Source organism: Rhodospirillales bacterium, assembly GCA_028824295.1.
Classification (GTDB): Bacteria; Pseudomonadota; Alphaproteobacteria; order TMED109; family TMED109; genus VXPW01.
Genome location: JAPPED010000011.1, coordinates 19,491 through 34,662 on the forward strand (window position 1 = coordinate 19,491; position 15,172 = coordinate 34,662).

The window sequence follows — 15,172 nt, forward strand, 5'->3', positions numbered from 1 at the left end:
CACGGGTGCATGGGCAGGCGTGACGAAGCGAGCAACACGAACGCGGCTAGTAGGCCTGTCCAACGGCACTAAAGATCGCTTCGATCATTCCGCGGGCATCAAATCGATCCTGGTTTTCCTCGATCCATGCCTCGATCACCGGCCGGCCGGCAGCGGCGCGAAATTCTGCGAGGTCGGCTTCCGAGTAGCGGATCTCCACCAGCTGTCGCCGGAGCATTGGCAGATTCTTCTCATCCATTGCGATGTAGGCCTGGATCTGGGTCTCGATGACGTCTTCCTTCACATCATCAAGCAAGGCCTTGTATTGCGGAGGCAGACTCTCGTAGGCGTTGATCGAGAACGCCACGGGACAATCGGAAGTGCCAGGCGTCAGGTTGGATGTGAACCATTCCGTGACCTCGTGGATCTTGTAGTCCACGTGGCCGTACGAGAACGGAAATGACACCGCGTCCATCGTTCCCTGCTGGACACCGGTGTAGACCTCTGTGGCGGTTGAACTCGTGGGCGTGGATCCCAGTACCTTCATCGCGCGGCCGAGCCCGCCACCAGCGCGAACGGTGAGTCCCTTCCAATCGCCCAGCGTCAGCGGCGGCTTGCCGCGGCCCAGGAACTCGTACTGCGGAAGGTAGGAGGAGACGTACGTCATCGCATTCCACCGGGCAAGCTCTTTCTTGACCGCCGGATGGTCGTAAACCGCTGCTCGGGCGTTTCGGTTGTCCTCCCAGCTCCGCAGGGGCAGGAACGGCATGGTGAGCGCCATCAACGCGGGGTTCTTCCGCGGGTGATAAAAGTTGCAGAACATCGCAGCGTGGAACGCGTCAATGGAAATGCCGTCGAGATTCTCTCTCGCTTTCGACAGGGCTTCACCGTAGTGGAGCACGATGTTCCAGTTCCCGTCGGTCTTTTCAGCAACCAACTCGCTGAGCCGCTCGACACCAGCGGTGAAGGCCCGTTCCTTGCCCCAGAGTGAAACATCCCAGGTTAGCTTCGGCCCATTGACCTCCGCCGCCCGCAGCCCGACAACTGGCAGTAGCAGAGCTGTCAGCAGCGCCAGTCCTGTTGCACGCATTCCTGTCACCGCATGTCGCCTCCGACGCCACGAGCCTCTTGCAACGCCTGGATCCAGTAGTCCCGGAGGCTGCGCCGAAAGAGACGGACCTGAAGCATATCCGGCACGGGACCCAGATGACGGTGCCTATGACTGCAGCGCAAGCCCATCCCAACAATGTTCAGATGACCGCCTGACGCAAGGGGCCCGGCGGCGCTGGTGCTTCAATCCGTGATTGGGCCCGGCTAGGTCCTCGGACCCGGCGTTGCCGGTGCATGCTCAGGGGCATCAGAGACGTTACGCGTGCAGGGTTCCGCGCGGTCGCCAGACGCGCCTGGACATTCCTCGTGCCCGCGTCTTGGACGGCGATTCGCCGAACTGCAGCCTGTAGAGCTGCGCGAAGCGACTGTGATTCCAGAAACCGTACTCCGCCGCGACGTCGCCAATCGTCTGCCCCAATCGTCGCGGGGACTGCAATGCCCGACGTGCGTCGGTCAGCCGGATGGCGCGGAAGTACCGAAGTGGCGTTGTGCCAGCATGCCTGGCGAACGCCAGCTGAATGGATCTGACACTGCGGGAAGTGGCTTCGCACAGGACCGTGTAATCCAGTTCCGGCATCACAGTCGTCGACATGACGTTTCGGGCCTTCACGAAGGTCTGATAGTCGCCCTTCCTTTTTCCACTCGGCCGCAGGTCATAGATCGCGTCGTGCAGAGCGAACTCAGCCCCGATCGCACCAACAAACGACCGACCTACGTTCCGTCCTGCAAGCTGGCTCCCTTGCTCTCGAACTGCGCGCAGCAGGGACATGGCGCCGGCCCGGATCCGTGCCGCCAGTTCCGGTGCCCGGATCACCGAGATTCCGCCGAAGGCCGGATTAAGCGGGTAGACGGGCTTGTCACCGGCCGCAGCCAGACAAAGCGCCGATTGATCGAGACAAATGGCCAGGATCTGGCCGCCCGGCGGGCTGTTGAGAGCCAGTTCGCGCCCGGGCTTGGTCACCAGCAGCCGTTCCGGGCATAGTTCCGCGCCGTTGGCCTTGAAGGACGGCCCGTTCCCGACCACGAGGCCGATGCTGATCAACCCCTCCGGACAACCGACCCGCTGTGCCAAGGCCTGATTCGCGGCCTCCAGATGGAGCGAGACCCCTTCGCCGAGGAACGCCGACACGAAGCGGCCATGGAATGCGCCGGTCGATAGCTGCACATACTCCTGATCATGGGCAGTGAGCTGCTCTGACTGAGCATCGAAGTCGTCGAAGCGCCGGTCCGTACAGGCCGGAAGGTATTCGTTTATTTGGCATTCCATGGTGGAATACGAAGCAGGGTCGTCTTTTTTCATGGCACTGTGAATACCGGGGTCTGCGCAAACGACATAACCGTTCGAACCCCCGGACCGTAGTCTAGCCGTGTCGCTCCCTAGGTGAGGTGATCCACATGCTTCGACGCAACTTCCTGCGGGGGACTGCCGCGGCGGTCATCGGCGGTACCACAGTCCGAACTGCACCGGCCTGGGCCGAGACACCTCCGGAAACGATGTTCGTGCTGGTGCACGGTTCGTGGCATGCGGGTTGGTGCTGGGGTCTGGTCAGTCCCACCCTACATGCGGCCGGCTACCCGACCTTGGCCGTAGACCTTCCCGGCCACGGCCTTGCTGCCGTCCTACCGCAGTCGTACCTGCAACGACCCGTTGACCCAGCAGCGTTTGCCAGTGAGCCGTCGGGGCTGGCAGGTATCGACATTGACGCCTACGCGGACGCCGTGGTCAAGGCGGCGCGCGACGCGCGGGCAATGGGGGCCAAGCGCGTCTTCGTGGTTGCACATTCCATGGGCGGCGTACCGGCCACGTTCGCGGCCGCCAGAGCACCCGATCTCTTCACGGGCCTGATCTACGTCGCTGCTCTTGTGCCGACACCCGGAAAGCCGGCCGGCGCCTACCTCGCGCTGGAAGACCAGCACGCCAACAGCTTGGTCGGTCAAGCAATTCTCGCGGATCCGGCGGTCGTCGGAGCGCTGCGCATTGACCCGCGATCGACCGATGCGGCCTATCTAGCGGGTACCAAGGAAGCAGTCGCAGCGGATGTCGATGACGCACTCTGGTCAGCCGTGCTCAACATGCTGACACCGGATGCGCCCGTTTCGATCTACGGGGAAACCGCCACGTTCGATTCGGCCTTCGGCGGCCTCCGTCGCACCTATATCCGTGCCGCCGGCGACCGCACGGTGGTCCCGTCGACTTGCGATGCCATCGTGGCGGACCTGAACGCCGCCTGGCCGGACAACCCGACTTCTCTCGTTGACATCGACGCGTCGCACGAAGCGATTATTGCCCAACCGGACTCGCTGGCCGAACTGCTGATGGCCGCCGTGTAGCGTCCAAAGCCCGGTCGTGGACCGGTGCCGAAGCAGGATGGCCGACCTTGGGCCCACAACCGCCGTAGGCCATTCAGGGTGTTACACGAAGCCGTGCCGTGCCCAACCCGATGCTGGCGCACGTCAGAGGTTCCGGCAGCACAACGATGGACTCGTCATGACGACGGAGGACGTGAAGGGCGTGTGACAATCCAGACAGCGACGAGTCCCAGCAATGCAGCCGTGACGGAACAGGCCCACAGCGACCACTCGCGTACCAGCACCAGCCACGCAAAGCCCGCCGAGATCGCGACCAACGCCATCCCTTTTGCCCACGGCGGAATCACCCGATGGTCCTCCCAGGCTCGCGTCAGCGGGCCAAAACGCTGATGGTGGCGCAGCCATCGTCGCCACCTCGGCGCGCTACGTGCGAAGGCCCACGCCGCCAACAGCAAGAACGGCGTAGTTGGCAACAGAGGCAGCACCAGTCCGAGACAGGCGATCCCCACACAGGTCCATCCGATCGCAAGGAACAGCCAGCGGCTGGACCTGCCGGATGGCACGTTCGTCATGGGAACGGTGCTCGCATCGAAGTCCCGCAGCATCGGCCAACCGATCGGCCCGTCGCAGTCGGGCCGGGCCGCGCCGTGGGGGGAAGGCGCGCTGCGCTCCTTGCCCCAGCGCGCCATCGACGCGCCGACAAGGCTGCTCCCTGACGGCATGCCAGCCGCCGCACGGTCGGCACGGGCGGACCTTCGAAACGCTTGCCCCCGAGTATCATGGCGAACGCTGGCGAACCAACCGTCCAATTCGGGATGGTCTGCCTGCTGAGCCCTGCACCGCCATGGCAACACAAGGACTGTGGTCCGCGGTCGGGCAACCGGGCGGAAGCGCAGTCGCTGACGGCTCACCGTCTACGCCGCTCCCCGCGAGCCTGCGGGCCGGCTAGCGCAAGTAGCCGTACTCCGCCCAGGTACGATAGCGCTCGTGAAAGGCGAAGTAGGATTCTGCGACCCGCGCGAAATCCGCATCCTTCGCCGATTCCTCGGCCACCACTTCCTTCCAGCCCTCTCGCATCGCGTCCAGGATCTCGGGAGACCAGCGGTGAAACTGGACCCCGCGATCCTCCAATTCGGCTAGCGCATCCGATTGCGCCGCCTCTCCGATCGCAGCGCCGCGAACGAAATTGGCTTCACAAACCATCTCTATCTGGGCCTGCTGCACCAGCGACAGTTCGTTCCAGCGGTCGTTCGACACCAGCAGCTCAAACAGGCTCGTCTGCTGATGCCACCCCGGGAAGTAGTAGTGCTTGGCCACCTGGTAGAAGCCTTGATTCAGATCGATAACGGGCATGGAGTACTCGGCCGCATCGATGGCGCCGAGTTCGAGGGCCGGGAAGATGTCGCCGCCGGCCAGCAACTGGGTGGATACTCCCAGCTTTTCCATCACCCGCGCGCCAAGCCCAAAGAAGCGCATCTTTAGGCCGCGAAGATCTTCAATCGACTTGATCTCCTCGCGGAACCAGCCTGACCCCTCCGGGGAATGCAAGCCGCAGTGCATTGCGTGAATGCCGTGGGGCACGTAGAGGTCCCGATACGTCTTCTCGGCCCCATCCGCATACAGCCATCCCAAGTACTCGCCGATCCCGGGGCCGAAGGGGACCGCGGTGAAGAACTGCAGGGCAGGAATCTTGCCGGCCCACAGACCTGCGGACGCCCAAGCCGCGTCGATCGAGCCCTGTGACACCGCATCGAACATCTCGAGCGGAGGCACCAGCGCATTTGGCTCGAAGAACTGGATCTTGACCGACCCCCCGGTCACCCGATCAACCTGCTCCACCAAATGGACGCCAAGCTCACCCTGAATTGGCCACTGGCTCCCGAAAGCGCTCGCCATCTTCCAGCGGATTGGGACAACGTCTCCGTCGCCACCGGTGCCCGTGACCCCGGCGGTTTCCGCACCGGGGGCAGCGGAATCCTCAGTATTCCACTGAGACGCAACGAAACCGCCAGCAGCACCCACCAAGAGTGCCAGCACGACTAAAACAGTTCGGCCCATGACGTTTGCTCCGCTGTTCAGACTGGACAACGAACCTAACACGCCCGCTGCCGCGATCCTTGTCGCAAGCCGATCGGCAGGCGCCATTCCGGAAACGGCCTTCCTGTCAGACGACGGGCCGAACCCTGGCACGCAAACGCCGCCAGGGGCGGATCACGGAAGGGAACTTTCGAGCGGCGCACGACGGTCGTCTCCGCGCGCACGCAACTGCTGCGCGGCGGTCGAACACGGCGCGCCTGCCGCCATGCACGCTGGGCGGGGCACCAGGTGAGCCACCGAGCAAAGTTCCAGCGGCAAGGCCACCGGACGGCAAGCTTCAACACACCAGGATCGATTGTCCGGGAACGGTGTCTGCCATTTCCGTCACAGCGCAGCTGCTCTTGGCCCGTGCGGCAGACGACGCTCCGTAGGCCGGCACCGGGCACCATCCACCCGGCAAGTTAGAAGTCGGAGAGCGTCTAGATCGTCCGACTGACACGCGGCAGCGCCGTCCGGACGCAAATCCGCCGCCGATCAAGCGATGATCGGCGGCGGAGTGAGGGCGAGCGGCGGTTCCAAGTCCGCCGCCCAATGCGGGAAAGTGTCAGACAGAGTAGTACATGTCGAATTCGGCGGGATGTGGCGAATAATCCAGTCGCTGGATCTCCTCACGCCTGAGCTCGATGTAGCCTTCGATGGCATCCTTCGAGAACACACCGCCTTCCGTCAGGAAGTCGTGATCGCTTTCCAAGCAATCGACCGCCTCCTTCAAGCTCTCCGACAGGGTCGCGATCCCGCTCCGTTCTTCCGGAGCCAGGTCGTACAGGTTCTTGTCCAGCGGGTCACCCGGGTGAATTCGATTGCGAATCCCGTCGAGCCCGGCCATCAGCATGGCGGCGAATGCCAGGTACGGATTGGACGAGGGATCGGGGAAGCGAACCTCCACCCGCTTGCCGTTGGGCCCCGTGGTGAAGGGGATCCGGCAGCTTGCCGACCGGTTCCGGGCCGAATATGCCAGGAGTGTCGGTGCCTCGAAGCCCGGCACCAACCGCTTGTAGCTGTTGGTCGTCGGATTCGTGAAGGCATTCAGCGTCCGCGCATGTTTGATGATGCCGCCAATGTAGTGCAGGCAAGTCTCGGATAGCCCGGCATACCCGTCGCCAGCAAACAATGGCGCGCCCCCTTTCCAGACGGACTGGTGCACGTGCATGCCTGAGCCATTGTCATCGACGACAGGCTTCGGCATGAAAGTCGCGGTCTTGCCGTAGGAATGCGCCACCATGTGGACGCAGTACTTGTAAATCTGGAGCGAGTCTGCCGCCTGCACCAGGGGGCTGAACTTCAAACCTAGCTCGTGCTGGGAAGGCGCCACCTCGTGGTGGTGCTTTTCCATCTCAAGACCCATCTCCGCCATGGTCGTCACCATCTCGGAGCGGAGATCGGTAGCAGAATCCACCGGCGGGACCGGGAAGTACCCACCCTTTGCGACCGGACGGTGGCCGACGTTCCCGCCCTCGAACTCTTCGCCTGAATTGTACGGTCCTTCCTCCGAATCGATGCGGTAGAACGTGTGATTCATCGTCACGTCCCAGCGCACGTCGTCGAACACGAAGAACTCGGCCTCAGGCCCGAAATACGCGGTGTCACCGATACCCGACGACTTCAGGAAGGCCTCGGCGCGGACCGCAGTGGAGCGCGGGTCGCGCTCGTAGGCCTCGCCCGTTGTGGGTTCAAGGATGTTGCAGAAGAGAATCAGCGTCGGCTGCGCCGTGAACGGGTCAACAACGGCGGTGGACGCGTCCGGCATCATGCACATGTCGGACTGACTGATGTCCTTCCAACCCGCGATCGACGAGCCGTCGAACATCACACCGTCGGCAAACGTGTCCTCTGTGACGACTTTCGCAGTCTGGGATACGTGTTGCCATTTTCCCCGCGGATCCGTGAAACGAAAGTCGACGAACTCGACGTTTTTTTCACGGATCAGTTCGAGAACGTTTTCGACATCAGAAGCCATGTGGTCCCTCCACGGCATGCTCACAGTTGGGTTGGGAGAACGAGCCGGCGGCGCCGGCAGCGTAGCTAGATTACAATGTCGCCTTCTTCGCCGGTCCGAATCCGGATCGCCTGCTCAACTGGCGTAACGAAGATCTTGCCGTCACCGATCCGTCCCGTATGGGCCGACTTTTGAATGGCCTCGATCGCCTTCTCGAGCACCTCGTCCCTAAGTACCACCTCGATCTTGATCTTGGGCAGGAAGTCGACCACGTATTCGGCGCCACGAAACAGTTCGGTGTGCCCTTTCTGGCGGCCGAATCCCTTGACCTCGGTTACGGTGATCCCCTGCAAGCCCACCTCGTGAAGCGCTTCCTTCACTTCGTCGAGCTTGAACGGCTTGATAACGGCTTCAATTTTCTTCACGAGCATTCTCCGAGATGGTTCCGACGCCGCGACTGTCGGGTGACTGTTAAACGAAATCAAGCAAAATTCGTACCAACCTCTTTGCAGCAACGCTTTCCAAGCCATACCGGCCGAGCACCAAGGGGTTCTGCTTAATTATTGTGCGTGTGCTCGCCTAATTCATGGGCGGTCTGCTGGGGCAGCGTAACCTACCGAACGTCATCACCAATTGTTGCAGTCCCAACTCCCCCAAGCGATCATGGCCATGGCGACGGTCGGGCACATTTCTACGTTATGGACTATTTCGCGCAACAGTTCATTAATGGCATCAGTCTTGGGGCAATCTACGGCCTGATCGCAATCGGCTACACGATGGTCTACGGGATCATCGGCATGATCAATTTCGCTCACGGCGAGATCTACATGATCGGGGCCTTCATCGCGCTCATGGTCATGGTCGCTTTCGGGATCGGCGAGGGCGGCCTGGTCATACTCGCTCTACTGTCCGCGCTGCTTGTGTCCATGGCCCTCACCTCGCTGTACGGGTGGGTACTGGAGCGCGTCGCCTACCGCCCCCTCCGGGGATCGCAGCGGCTCGCCGCGCTCATCTCGGCAATCGGCATGTCCATTGCGCTCCAGAACTACGTGCAGCTTACGCAGGGCGCCCGCGTCAAGACTCTCCCGCCGATCATCCAGGGCGGGTTCGAGTTCCAGTTTGGTGACACCGACTTCATTGTCCGCCTCAGCACCCTGCAGATCTTGATCGTCCTGGTAACCATTGCTCTCATGGCCGTGTTCGCGCTGCTGATCGCCCGGACGGCTCTCGGGCGCGCGCAGCGCGCCTGCCAGCAAGACCAGAGCATGGCGGCCTTGCTGGGAGTCAACGTGGACCGGACGATCTCCCTGACGTTCGTGATGGGCGCCGCCCTCGCCTCGGTGGCCGGGCTGATGGTCACGCTCTACTACGGTGTCATTGATTTCTTTGTCGGTTTCATCGCCGGAATCAAGGCCTTCACTGCAGCGGTGCTGGGCGGGATCGGCTCCATTCCAGGGGCCATGCTGGGCGGACTCTTGATCGGTTTCACGGAAGCGATGTGGTCGGGATATTTCAGTATTGAATACAAAGACGTGGCAACTTTCTCCATCTTGGTGATCGTGCTGATCTTCCTGCCAACCGGTATCCTGGGCACACCTGAAGTGGAGAAGGTGTGAGGCCGCCATTCGCCTCACCGCTTCTTCGCGACGCGGTGCTGGTTGCGGGAATCGCCGGCGTCCTTGCCTTTCCGTTCGTCGGCCTGCTGCTGACCACGCAGGGGACTGCGCCAACCCTCAGCACTCGTTTCCCCGAGTTTGCCGGGGCAGTCGTGCTCATCTTTTTCGGGCGCCTGGGTATCAGCGCCGCGCGCCGGGGCCACAGCCTCTTCCCGATCGTGCTCGGCGTCGCGATGGCGACCGTCGGCGCGTTCTCGCTGCTCTTCGAAACCACCGGCATGGCGGCCGACAGCGCCGCTCCTTGGCATGCGTTCGTGCCCGGCACCTTCCTGGCAACCGTCGCCAGCGCCGGCGGCGTCGCTATCGCCGTCGTCGCGGGGCGCAATCACCTACTCCGAGACAGCGTGCCGGTGGCGCGGACACCGCTGCCGATGAAGCAGCTGCTGCTGTGGACCGGGGTCGCGCTGGCCGGTGTCGCCATCGTCCTGCCACTGCTGCCCGCGGTCGACCGACGGTTGATCGACGTCGCCACGCTAGTCCTGACCTACGTGATGCTCGGATGGGGTCTCAATATCGTCGTCGGACTGGCAGGCCTGCTGGACCTTGGGTACGTCGCGTTCTACGCGGTGGGCGCATACTCGTACGCTCTGCTCTCGGTGACCTTTGGCTGGAGCTTCTGGGTCTGCCTGCCCCTGGCAGGCGCCCTGGCGGCCCTGTTCGGCATCCTGCTCGGATTTCCCGTGCTGCGGCTCCGTGGCGACTACCTGGCGATCGTCACACTCGGCTTCGGAGAAATGATCCGGATCATCCTGCTCAACTGGTACGACTTCACCAATGGACCGGACGGCATCTCCAACATCGGCCGACCGAGCTTCTTCGGCTTCCAGTTTGCAGCGAAGCCCACCGAAGGAACCGAATCGTTTCACACGCTCTTCGGTATCGCCTACGACCCCGTGCATCGACTGATCTTTCTGTACTACCTGATTCTCGCGCTCGCCCTGCTGACCAACGCGTTCACCCTCCGCATCCGCCGACTGCCCGTCGGGCGGGCCTGGGAAGCACTCAGGGAGGACGAGATCGCCTGCCGATCGCTGGGCGTCAATCCCCGGAACACCAAGCTTTCCGCCTTCGCGATCGGCGCCATGTTCGCCGGGTTCGCCGGCTCGTTCTTTGCCACACGGCAGGGGTTTGTCAGCCCCGAGAGCTTCACGTTCATCGAATCCGCCATTCTGGTTGCCATCGTCGTACTGGGCGGCATGGGGAGTCAGATTGGCGTCGCCGTCGCGGCCATCATCTTGGTGGGCCTGCCCGAGTACTTCCGGGAATTGCAGGAGTATCGAATGCTGGCGTTCGGGATGGGCATGGTGTTGATCATGCTGTGGCGCCCGGGCGGGCTCCTCACGCACCGTGAACCCACAATCCGCACGCGCCCTCAGCCCGCCTCGGCATGACCTCCTCCGCGCTTCTCCAGGTCGAACACCTCACCATGCGTTTCGGCGGCCTGGTGGCGGTCGACGACGTGAGCTTCTCGGTCGCGCAAGGCGCCATCCATGCCCTGATTGGCCCCAACGGCGCCGGCAAGACCACGGTGTTCAACTGCCTGACCGGCTTCTACAAGCCGTCCGTCGGCAGGATCACGCTGAATTCGCCGGAATCCCAAGCCACGTTCCTCCTGGAACAGATGGACGACTTCCGGATCGTGCGCGACGCGAGGGTTGTGCGCACATTCCAGAATATTCGCACGTTTCCCAAGATGTCCGTCCTCGAGAACCTGATGGTGGCGCAGCACAACCACCTCATGCGCGCATCCGGCTGGACGTTCCTTGGACTCATCGGCGCGCCATCCTTCCGACACGCCGAGGCGGCGTCCGTGGAACGGGCCGAGTACTGGATCGACCGCACCGGGCTGGCCGAATATGCCGATAGCGAGGCTGGCGCCCTCCCCTACGGCGAACAACGGCGGCTGGAGATCGCCCGGGCCATGTGCTGCGATCCCGTCTTGCTGTGTCTCGACGAACCGGCGGCCGGCCTCAACCCGAGCGAAACCGAACAGTTGAGCGAGCTCATCGGGTACATCCGCGACCATCATCACATCAGCGTCCTGCTAATCGAACATGACATGTCCATGGTCATGGGAGTCTCCGACCACATCGTGGTGCTGGATTACGGCCAGAAGATCGCCGAAGGAACGCCCGAGGAAGTCCGCAACGATCCAGCGGTCGTCCAGGCCTACCTGGGCAGCGACGACGACGAGACCGACAACGCCGCGGACGCCACGACGTGACCCCGTTGCTCAAAGTATCGGGCGTGCGCACGTTCTACGGCGCGATCGAAGCCCTGCGCGGGGTCGACATCGAGGTCGCCGAGGGCGAGATCGTCACGCTGATCGGCTCGAACGGGGCCGGCAAGTCCACCCTGCTCATGACCATCTGCGGAAATCCGCAGGCTCGAGCCGGCGAGATCCGATTTGCGGATCAGGACATCACCCGCTTCCGTACCTGGGACATCGTGCGCTTGGGGATCGCCCAGACTCCCGAAGGACGGCGGATCTTTCCGCGAATGACGGTGCTCGAAAATCTCCAGATGGGGGCGGTTGCCAATCCGGACGCTGATTTCGATGACGGCGTCCAGCGCGCCTTCGAGTTGTTCCCGGTGCTTGGGCAGCGCCGAAATCAAAGTGGCGGCACGCTTTCTGGTGGCGAGCAACAAATGCTGGCCATCGCGCGGGCACTCATCAGTCGGCCGAAATTGCTGCTGCTTGATGAACCGTCGCTCGGGCTCGCGCCGCGGTTGGCCCGGCAGATCTTTGCGGTACTCCGCGAAATCAACCGATCCAGCGGAACCACGATTTTTCTGGTGGAACAGAACGCCTACCACGCCCTGCGGCTCTGCCACCGTGGATACGTGCTGGCCAACGGCATCGTCACACTGGAAGGGACCGGCAGCGAACTGCTGCGAAATCCTGCGGTCCAGGCCGCCTATCTCGGAGGAACCGGCCAGTGACCGAGTCCCTGCTCGGTATGCCGCTCAGCGTCTACGTGGGGTTCACGGTCATCGTGGCGGGGGGTGCGGCATGGTTTTCCGGCCGGGCTCTGGCGCTCGGTTGGAGACCGACGTGGATGGTGGTGCCGACCACCCTGGGACTGGCGCTCGCGGACCGCTTCTTCGTGTGGGCCCTGTTCGGAGGTGAGTTCTACCCCGTCGCCGGCACGCTCTCAGAGTTTGCGACCCTGCTTGTCCTCGGGCTGCTAGCCCACCGATACACTCGGGCCCGCCGGATGGTGCAACAGTACCCTTGGCTGTACGAGCGCAACGGACCGCTTACGTGGCGGCCCGTGTCCCAGAATTCCGATAGCAAACCGCCGGGTCAGGGTGCCCTTTCCGACTGATATAATGCGGGCACTGGCGCAGTCTGGCGCAATGGCCGCGCGGAGATGCGTCAAGGGAGGACCTGACCGATGAAGCAGATCATTTACGGGATCCTGGTCGCGGTCGCGGCTGTGGTCGTCGTCATCATCGCCATGGACCGCTTTGGTGGGGATGACGGTGATTCCGGCCAACCGATCGAAGTCGCTACCGTGGGGCCGCTGACGGGCCAGTACGCGTCGTTCGGTCAGCAACTGGAACAGGGCGGTGCGGCGGCGGTCGCCGACCTGAACGCCCAGGGCGGAGTCCTTGGGAGGCAGCTCGTGTTCTCGGCCGAAGACGACGCATGCGATCCGAAGCAGGCGGTTGCGGTCGCCAACAGCCTGGCGTCCAAGGAAGTTCCGATCGTGATCGGCCACTTCTGTTCCGGGTCGTCGATCCCTGCATCCAACGTCTATGCCGAGGAAGGGATCGTTCAGATCTCGCCGGCATCCACGAACCCGCAATTCACTGAGCGCGGACTTGACAATGTGTTCCGTACCTGCGGCCGTGACGACGCGCAGGGACTGATTGCCGGTGTCTACCTGGCTGAGAGCCATGGGAGCGACCGCATTGCCATCGTCCATGACAAGACGGCATACGGAAAGGGCCTAGCCGACGAGACCCGGGCTGCGCTGAACGCCCAGGGTGTCACGGAGGTTCTGTACGAAGCGTACACGGCAGGTGAAAAAGACTACTCCACGCTGGTATCGAAGCTGAAGCTTGAGCAGATCGACGTGCTCTATGTCGGCGGCTATCACTCCGAAGCCGGTCTGATCGTGCGCCAGATGCGTGATCAGGGTCTTGACACGCAGTTGATTTCCGGGGATGCGCTAGTGTCGCAGGAATACTGGGCGATTACCGGCGAAGCGGGTGAAGGCACCCGGATGACGTTCTCGCCCGACCCGCGGAACAACCCGGAAGCGGCCGATGTCGTAAAGCGGTTCCGGGAAGAGCTGAACTACGAGCCGGAGGGCTACACGCTCTACACCTACGCGGCGATTCAGGCGTGGGCCCAGGCGGCCGAAAGTGCGGGCTCCCTGGAGCCCGACGCCATCAAGGCAGCGCTCAAGGGCGGCACCTTTGAGACTGTGCTCGGCACCCTGAGCTTTGATGAAAAGGGCGATATCGAGGGACCGTCGTATGTCTTCTATGAATGGAGCAACGGCGATTACCGCGAAGTCAATTAGCGGCTGGATTCGACTATAAATCCCCGCACGGCGCGGGCGCGGCCCGGCTGGGCGACTCCTGAGTCACCCGACCGGGCCGCGCCCGGGTCACAGGAGGGATGCCGGAGTGGTCGAACGGGGCGGTCTCGAAAACCGTTGTGCGCGTCAGCGTACCGAGGGTTCGAATCCCTCTCCCTCCGCCATAGCCGTTTCCAATTTTGGGGCGGGGCTGCTGATTTGTTCTCTTGATTGACGTAGAGCTGGATTCCAGTAGTTCGTGTAATAACAGACGGCTATTGAATCCAGCAAGATCGAATTAAATTTTCGGCTTGCAAAGGCTCCAGACTAGTTCGGATGGTTTTGAAAGGGATTCGTCCCTGTCGGTGCGCTCTTCGGACTGCCTGACGGGATGTCAAACACGCTGCTGATGCAGACCTTTTCGCCTGCCCGATGGCTCCGAGCCTGAGCAATTGACGCCCACGATGCCGGCGTGCGCCGCCGGATCGCGACGCTGCTGCGGGACGCGGGCTGGCAGGTGAACGCCAAGCGGGTGGAGCGCCTGTCGCGGCGGAAGGGCTCAAGGTGCCGCAGCGCCAGCCGAAGAAGCGGCGGCTGTGGCTGCACGACAACTCGTGCGTGCGGCCGCGGCCGGCCCGTCGGGACTACGTCTGGTCGTACGACTTCGTGCACCACCGCACCGATGACGGCCGGGCGTTCCGGAGCCTGAACATCCTGGACGAGTACACCCGGGAGTGCCTGCTGATCCGGGTCCGGCGGAAGCTCGCGTCGTGGGACGTCCTGGACGCGCTGTCGGACCTGTTCCTGCTCCGCGGCGTGCCCGGCTTCATCCTGTCCGATAATGGCCCTGAGTTCGTAGCCGGTTACTTCCGGCGCTGGATCGCGACGGTCGGCGCGACGACCGGCTACATCGAGCCCGGCTCCCCGTGGGAGAACGGCTACATCGAGAGCTTCGACGCGCGGTTCCGGGACGAGCTGCTCGACCGGGAGATCTTCACGTCACCGCGGGAGGCCCAGATCCTGATCGAGGTTTGGCGCCGTCACTACAACACCGCGAGGCCTCACAGCGCCCTGGGCTACCGCCCGCCGGTGCCGGAAACCATCGTGGCGCCAAGCCGGGCATCCGGCCCCGCTGCGCTCCGCCGCCTGCCCTGCTTGGCCGCCGTACCCGCTCAGCACTAACATCACGCTTGGACCAATCGATCAGGGCTGATCACCGGCATGCCGGCCTTGAGGTGGTTCAGCCGCGATCTTCTCGCGCCAAGCGGTCCAACGTTGGGGGCAGGCTCAACCCACTCGGCACTAACAGTACGAGTGGACCAATCGATCGGAGCTGATCAATAAGCCGTTTCGCGTCCGCACTTTGAACCTCGGGATTTCGAACTGACCCGCTACCCGCGCGCGGGTCTGGGACAGGCCGGGCCGGACAAGCTAGAAAGGGACGCATGGATCCGCGAATACGTGGCCGACCCGGCGTCAGCGGGGCGGCGTCATGACGGCGCCTGCGCGCTACGACTACATCGTCGTCGGTG

The 15,172-nt window shown here is 63.1% G+C and carries 13 protein-coding genes, 1 tRNA gene and 1 pseudogene; 9 read left to right on the plus strand and 6 right to left on the minus strand.

What is annotated here, in order from left to right; all coding sequences use genetic code 11:
- Window positions 1-46: 46 nt before the first annotated feature.
- Together OXH60_05815 and OXH60_05820 are read right to left on the minus strand one after the other, a co-directional pair.
- A complete protein-coding gene (locus OXH60_05815; GenBank protein MDE0711634.1) occupies window positions 47-1,069 on the minus strand; it encodes a C4-dicarboxylate ABC transporter substrate-binding protein in 1,023 nt (340 codons plus the stop codon).
- A 276-nt stretch (window positions 1,070-1,345) separates the two neighbouring features.
- Entirely contained in the window at window positions 1,346-2,389 is a 1,044-nt protein-coding gene (locus OXH60_05820) for a helix-turn-helix domain-containing protein (protein ID MDE0711635.1), read from the minus strand.
- Between the two features lie 95 nt (window positions 2,390-2,484).
- On the opposite strand from OXH60_05820, the gene OXH60_05825 reads away from it, so the two are divergent.
- Window positions 2,485-3,420, plus strand: a complete 936-nt coding sequence (locus OXH60_05825; protein MDE0711636.1) for an alpha/beta hydrolase — start codon at window positions 2,485-2,487, stop codon at window positions 3,418-3,420.
- A 155-nt stretch (window positions 3,421-3,575) separates the two neighbouring features.
- Here the strand turns inward: OXH60_05825 and OXH60_05830 are convergent, their stop codons facing one another.
- The 4 genes from OXH60_05830 to OXH60_05845 form a co-directional block, all read right to left on the minus strand.
- Window positions 3,576-4,121: a YbaN family protein gene (locus OXH60_05830; protein ID MDE0711637.1), complete on the minus strand. Its 546-nt coding sequence runs from the start codon at window positions 4,119-4,121 to the stop codon at window positions 3,576-3,578.
- 223 nt (window positions 4,122-4,344) lie between these two features.
- Window positions 4,345-5,457: a TRAP transporter substrate-binding protein gene (locus tag OXH60_05835; GenBank protein MDE0711638.1), complete on the minus strand. Its 1,113-nt coding sequence runs from the start codon at window positions 5,455-5,457 to the stop codon at window positions 4,345-4,347.
- A gap of 583 nt (window positions 5,458-6,040) precedes the next feature.
- Complete coding sequence (glnA, locus tag OXH60_05840) at window positions 6,041-7,453, minus strand: type I glutamate--ammonia ligase (protein MDE0711639.1); 1,413 nt, start codon at window positions 7,451-7,453, stop codon at window positions 6,041-6,043.
- 65 nt (window positions 7,454-7,518) lie between these two features.
- The gene (locus OXH60_05845; GenBank protein MDE0711640.1) at window positions 7,519-7,857 is read right to left on the minus strand and encodes a P-II family nitrogen regulator; all 339 of its coding nucleotides are present in this window, start codon (window positions 7,855-7,857) and stop codon (window positions 7,519-7,521) included.
- Between the two features lie 273 nt (window positions 7,858-8,130).
- On the opposite strand from OXH60_05845, the gene OXH60_05850 reads away from it, so the two are divergent.
- The 8 genes and pseudogenes from OXH60_05850 (at window position 8,131) to OXH60_05885 (ending at window position 14,822) form a co-directional block, all read left to right on the plus strand.
- A complete protein-coding gene (locus OXH60_05850) occupies window positions 8,131-9,048 on the plus strand; it encodes a branched-chain amino acid ABC transporter permease LivH (GenBank protein ID MDE0711641.1) in 918 nt (305 codons plus the stop codon).
- Window positions 9,045-10,499, plus strand: a complete 1,455-nt coding sequence (livM, locus tag OXH60_05855; GenBank protein ID MDE0711642.1) for a high-affinity branched-chain amino acid ABC transporter permease LivM — start codon at window positions 9,045-9,047, stop codon at window positions 10,497-10,499. The genes OXH60_05850 and livM overlap by 4 nt, the downstream gene beginning before the upstream one ends.
- Window positions 10,496-11,332, plus strand: a complete 837-nt coding sequence (locus OXH60_05860) for an ABC transporter ATP-binding protein (GenBank protein MDE0711643.1) — start codon at window positions 10,496-10,498, stop codon at window positions 11,330-11,332. The genes livM and OXH60_05860 overlap by 4 nt, the downstream gene beginning before the upstream one ends.
- Window positions 11,333-11,337: 5 nt before the next feature.
- Window positions 11,338-12,051, plus strand: a complete 714-nt coding sequence (locus OXH60_05865; protein ID MDE0711644.1) for an ABC transporter ATP-binding protein — start codon at window positions 11,338-11,340, stop codon at window positions 12,049-12,051.
- Window positions 12,048-12,437, plus strand: coding sequence for a hypothetical protein (locus OXH60_05870; protein ID MDE0711645.1), 390 nt, complete (start codon window positions 12,048-12,050; stop codon window positions 12,435-12,437). Before OXH60_05865 ends, OXH60_05870 begins: the two co-directional genes overlap by 4 nt.
- Before the next feature lie 132 nt (window positions 12,438-12,569).
- Window positions 12,570-13,643, plus strand: coding sequence for a branched-chain amino acid ABC transporter substrate-binding protein (locus tag OXH60_05875; protein ID MDE0711646.1), 1,074 nt, complete (start codon window positions 12,570-12,572; stop codon window positions 13,641-13,643).
- A 92-nt stretch (window positions 13,644-13,735) separates the two neighbouring features.
- Window positions 13,736-13,825 (plus strand) — tRNA-Ser (locus OXH60_05880).
- A 293-nt stretch (window positions 13,826-14,118) separates the two neighbouring features.
- Window positions 14,119-14,822, plus strand: a pseudogene (locus OXH60_05885) (IS3 family transposase).
- Window positions 14,823-15,172 lie beyond the last annotated feature (350 nt).

Coding starts and splice junctions, on each gene's coding strand:
- OXH60_05815 (MDE0711634.1), bottom strand. CDS start 1,069: ATGCGTGCAACAGGACTGGCGCTGCTGACAGCTCTGCTACTGCCAGTT.
- OXH60_05820 (MDE0711635.1), bottom strand. CDS start 2,389: ATGAAAAAAGACGACCCTGCTTCGTATTCCACCATGGAATGCCAAATA.
- OXH60_05825 (MDE0711636.1), top strand. CDS start 2,485: ATGCTTCGACGCAACTTCCTGCGGGGGACTGCCGCGGCGGTCATCGGC.
- OXH60_05830 (MDE0711637.1), bottom strand. CDS start 4,121: ATGCCGTCAGGGAGCAGCCTTGTCGGCGCGTCGATGGCGCGCTGGGGC.
- OXH60_05835 (MDE0711638.1), bottom strand. CDS start 5,457: ATGGGCCGAACTGTTTTAGTCGTGCTGGCACTCTTGGTGGGTGCTGCT.
- glnA (MDE0711639.1), bottom strand. CDS start 7,453: ATGGCTTCTGATGTCGAAAACGTTCTCGAACTGATCCGTGAAAAAAAC.
- OXH60_05850 (MDE0711641.1), top strand. CDS start 8,131: ATGGACTATTTCGCGCAACAGTTCATTAATGGCATCAGTCTTGGGGCA.
- OXH60_05860 (MDE0711643.1), top strand. CDS start 10,496: ATGACCTCCTCCGCGCTTCTCCAGGTCGAACACCTCACCATGCGTTTC.
- OXH60_05875 (MDE0711646.1), top strand. CDS start 12,570: ATGGACCGCTTTGGTGGGGATGACGGTGATTCCGGCCAACCGATCGAA.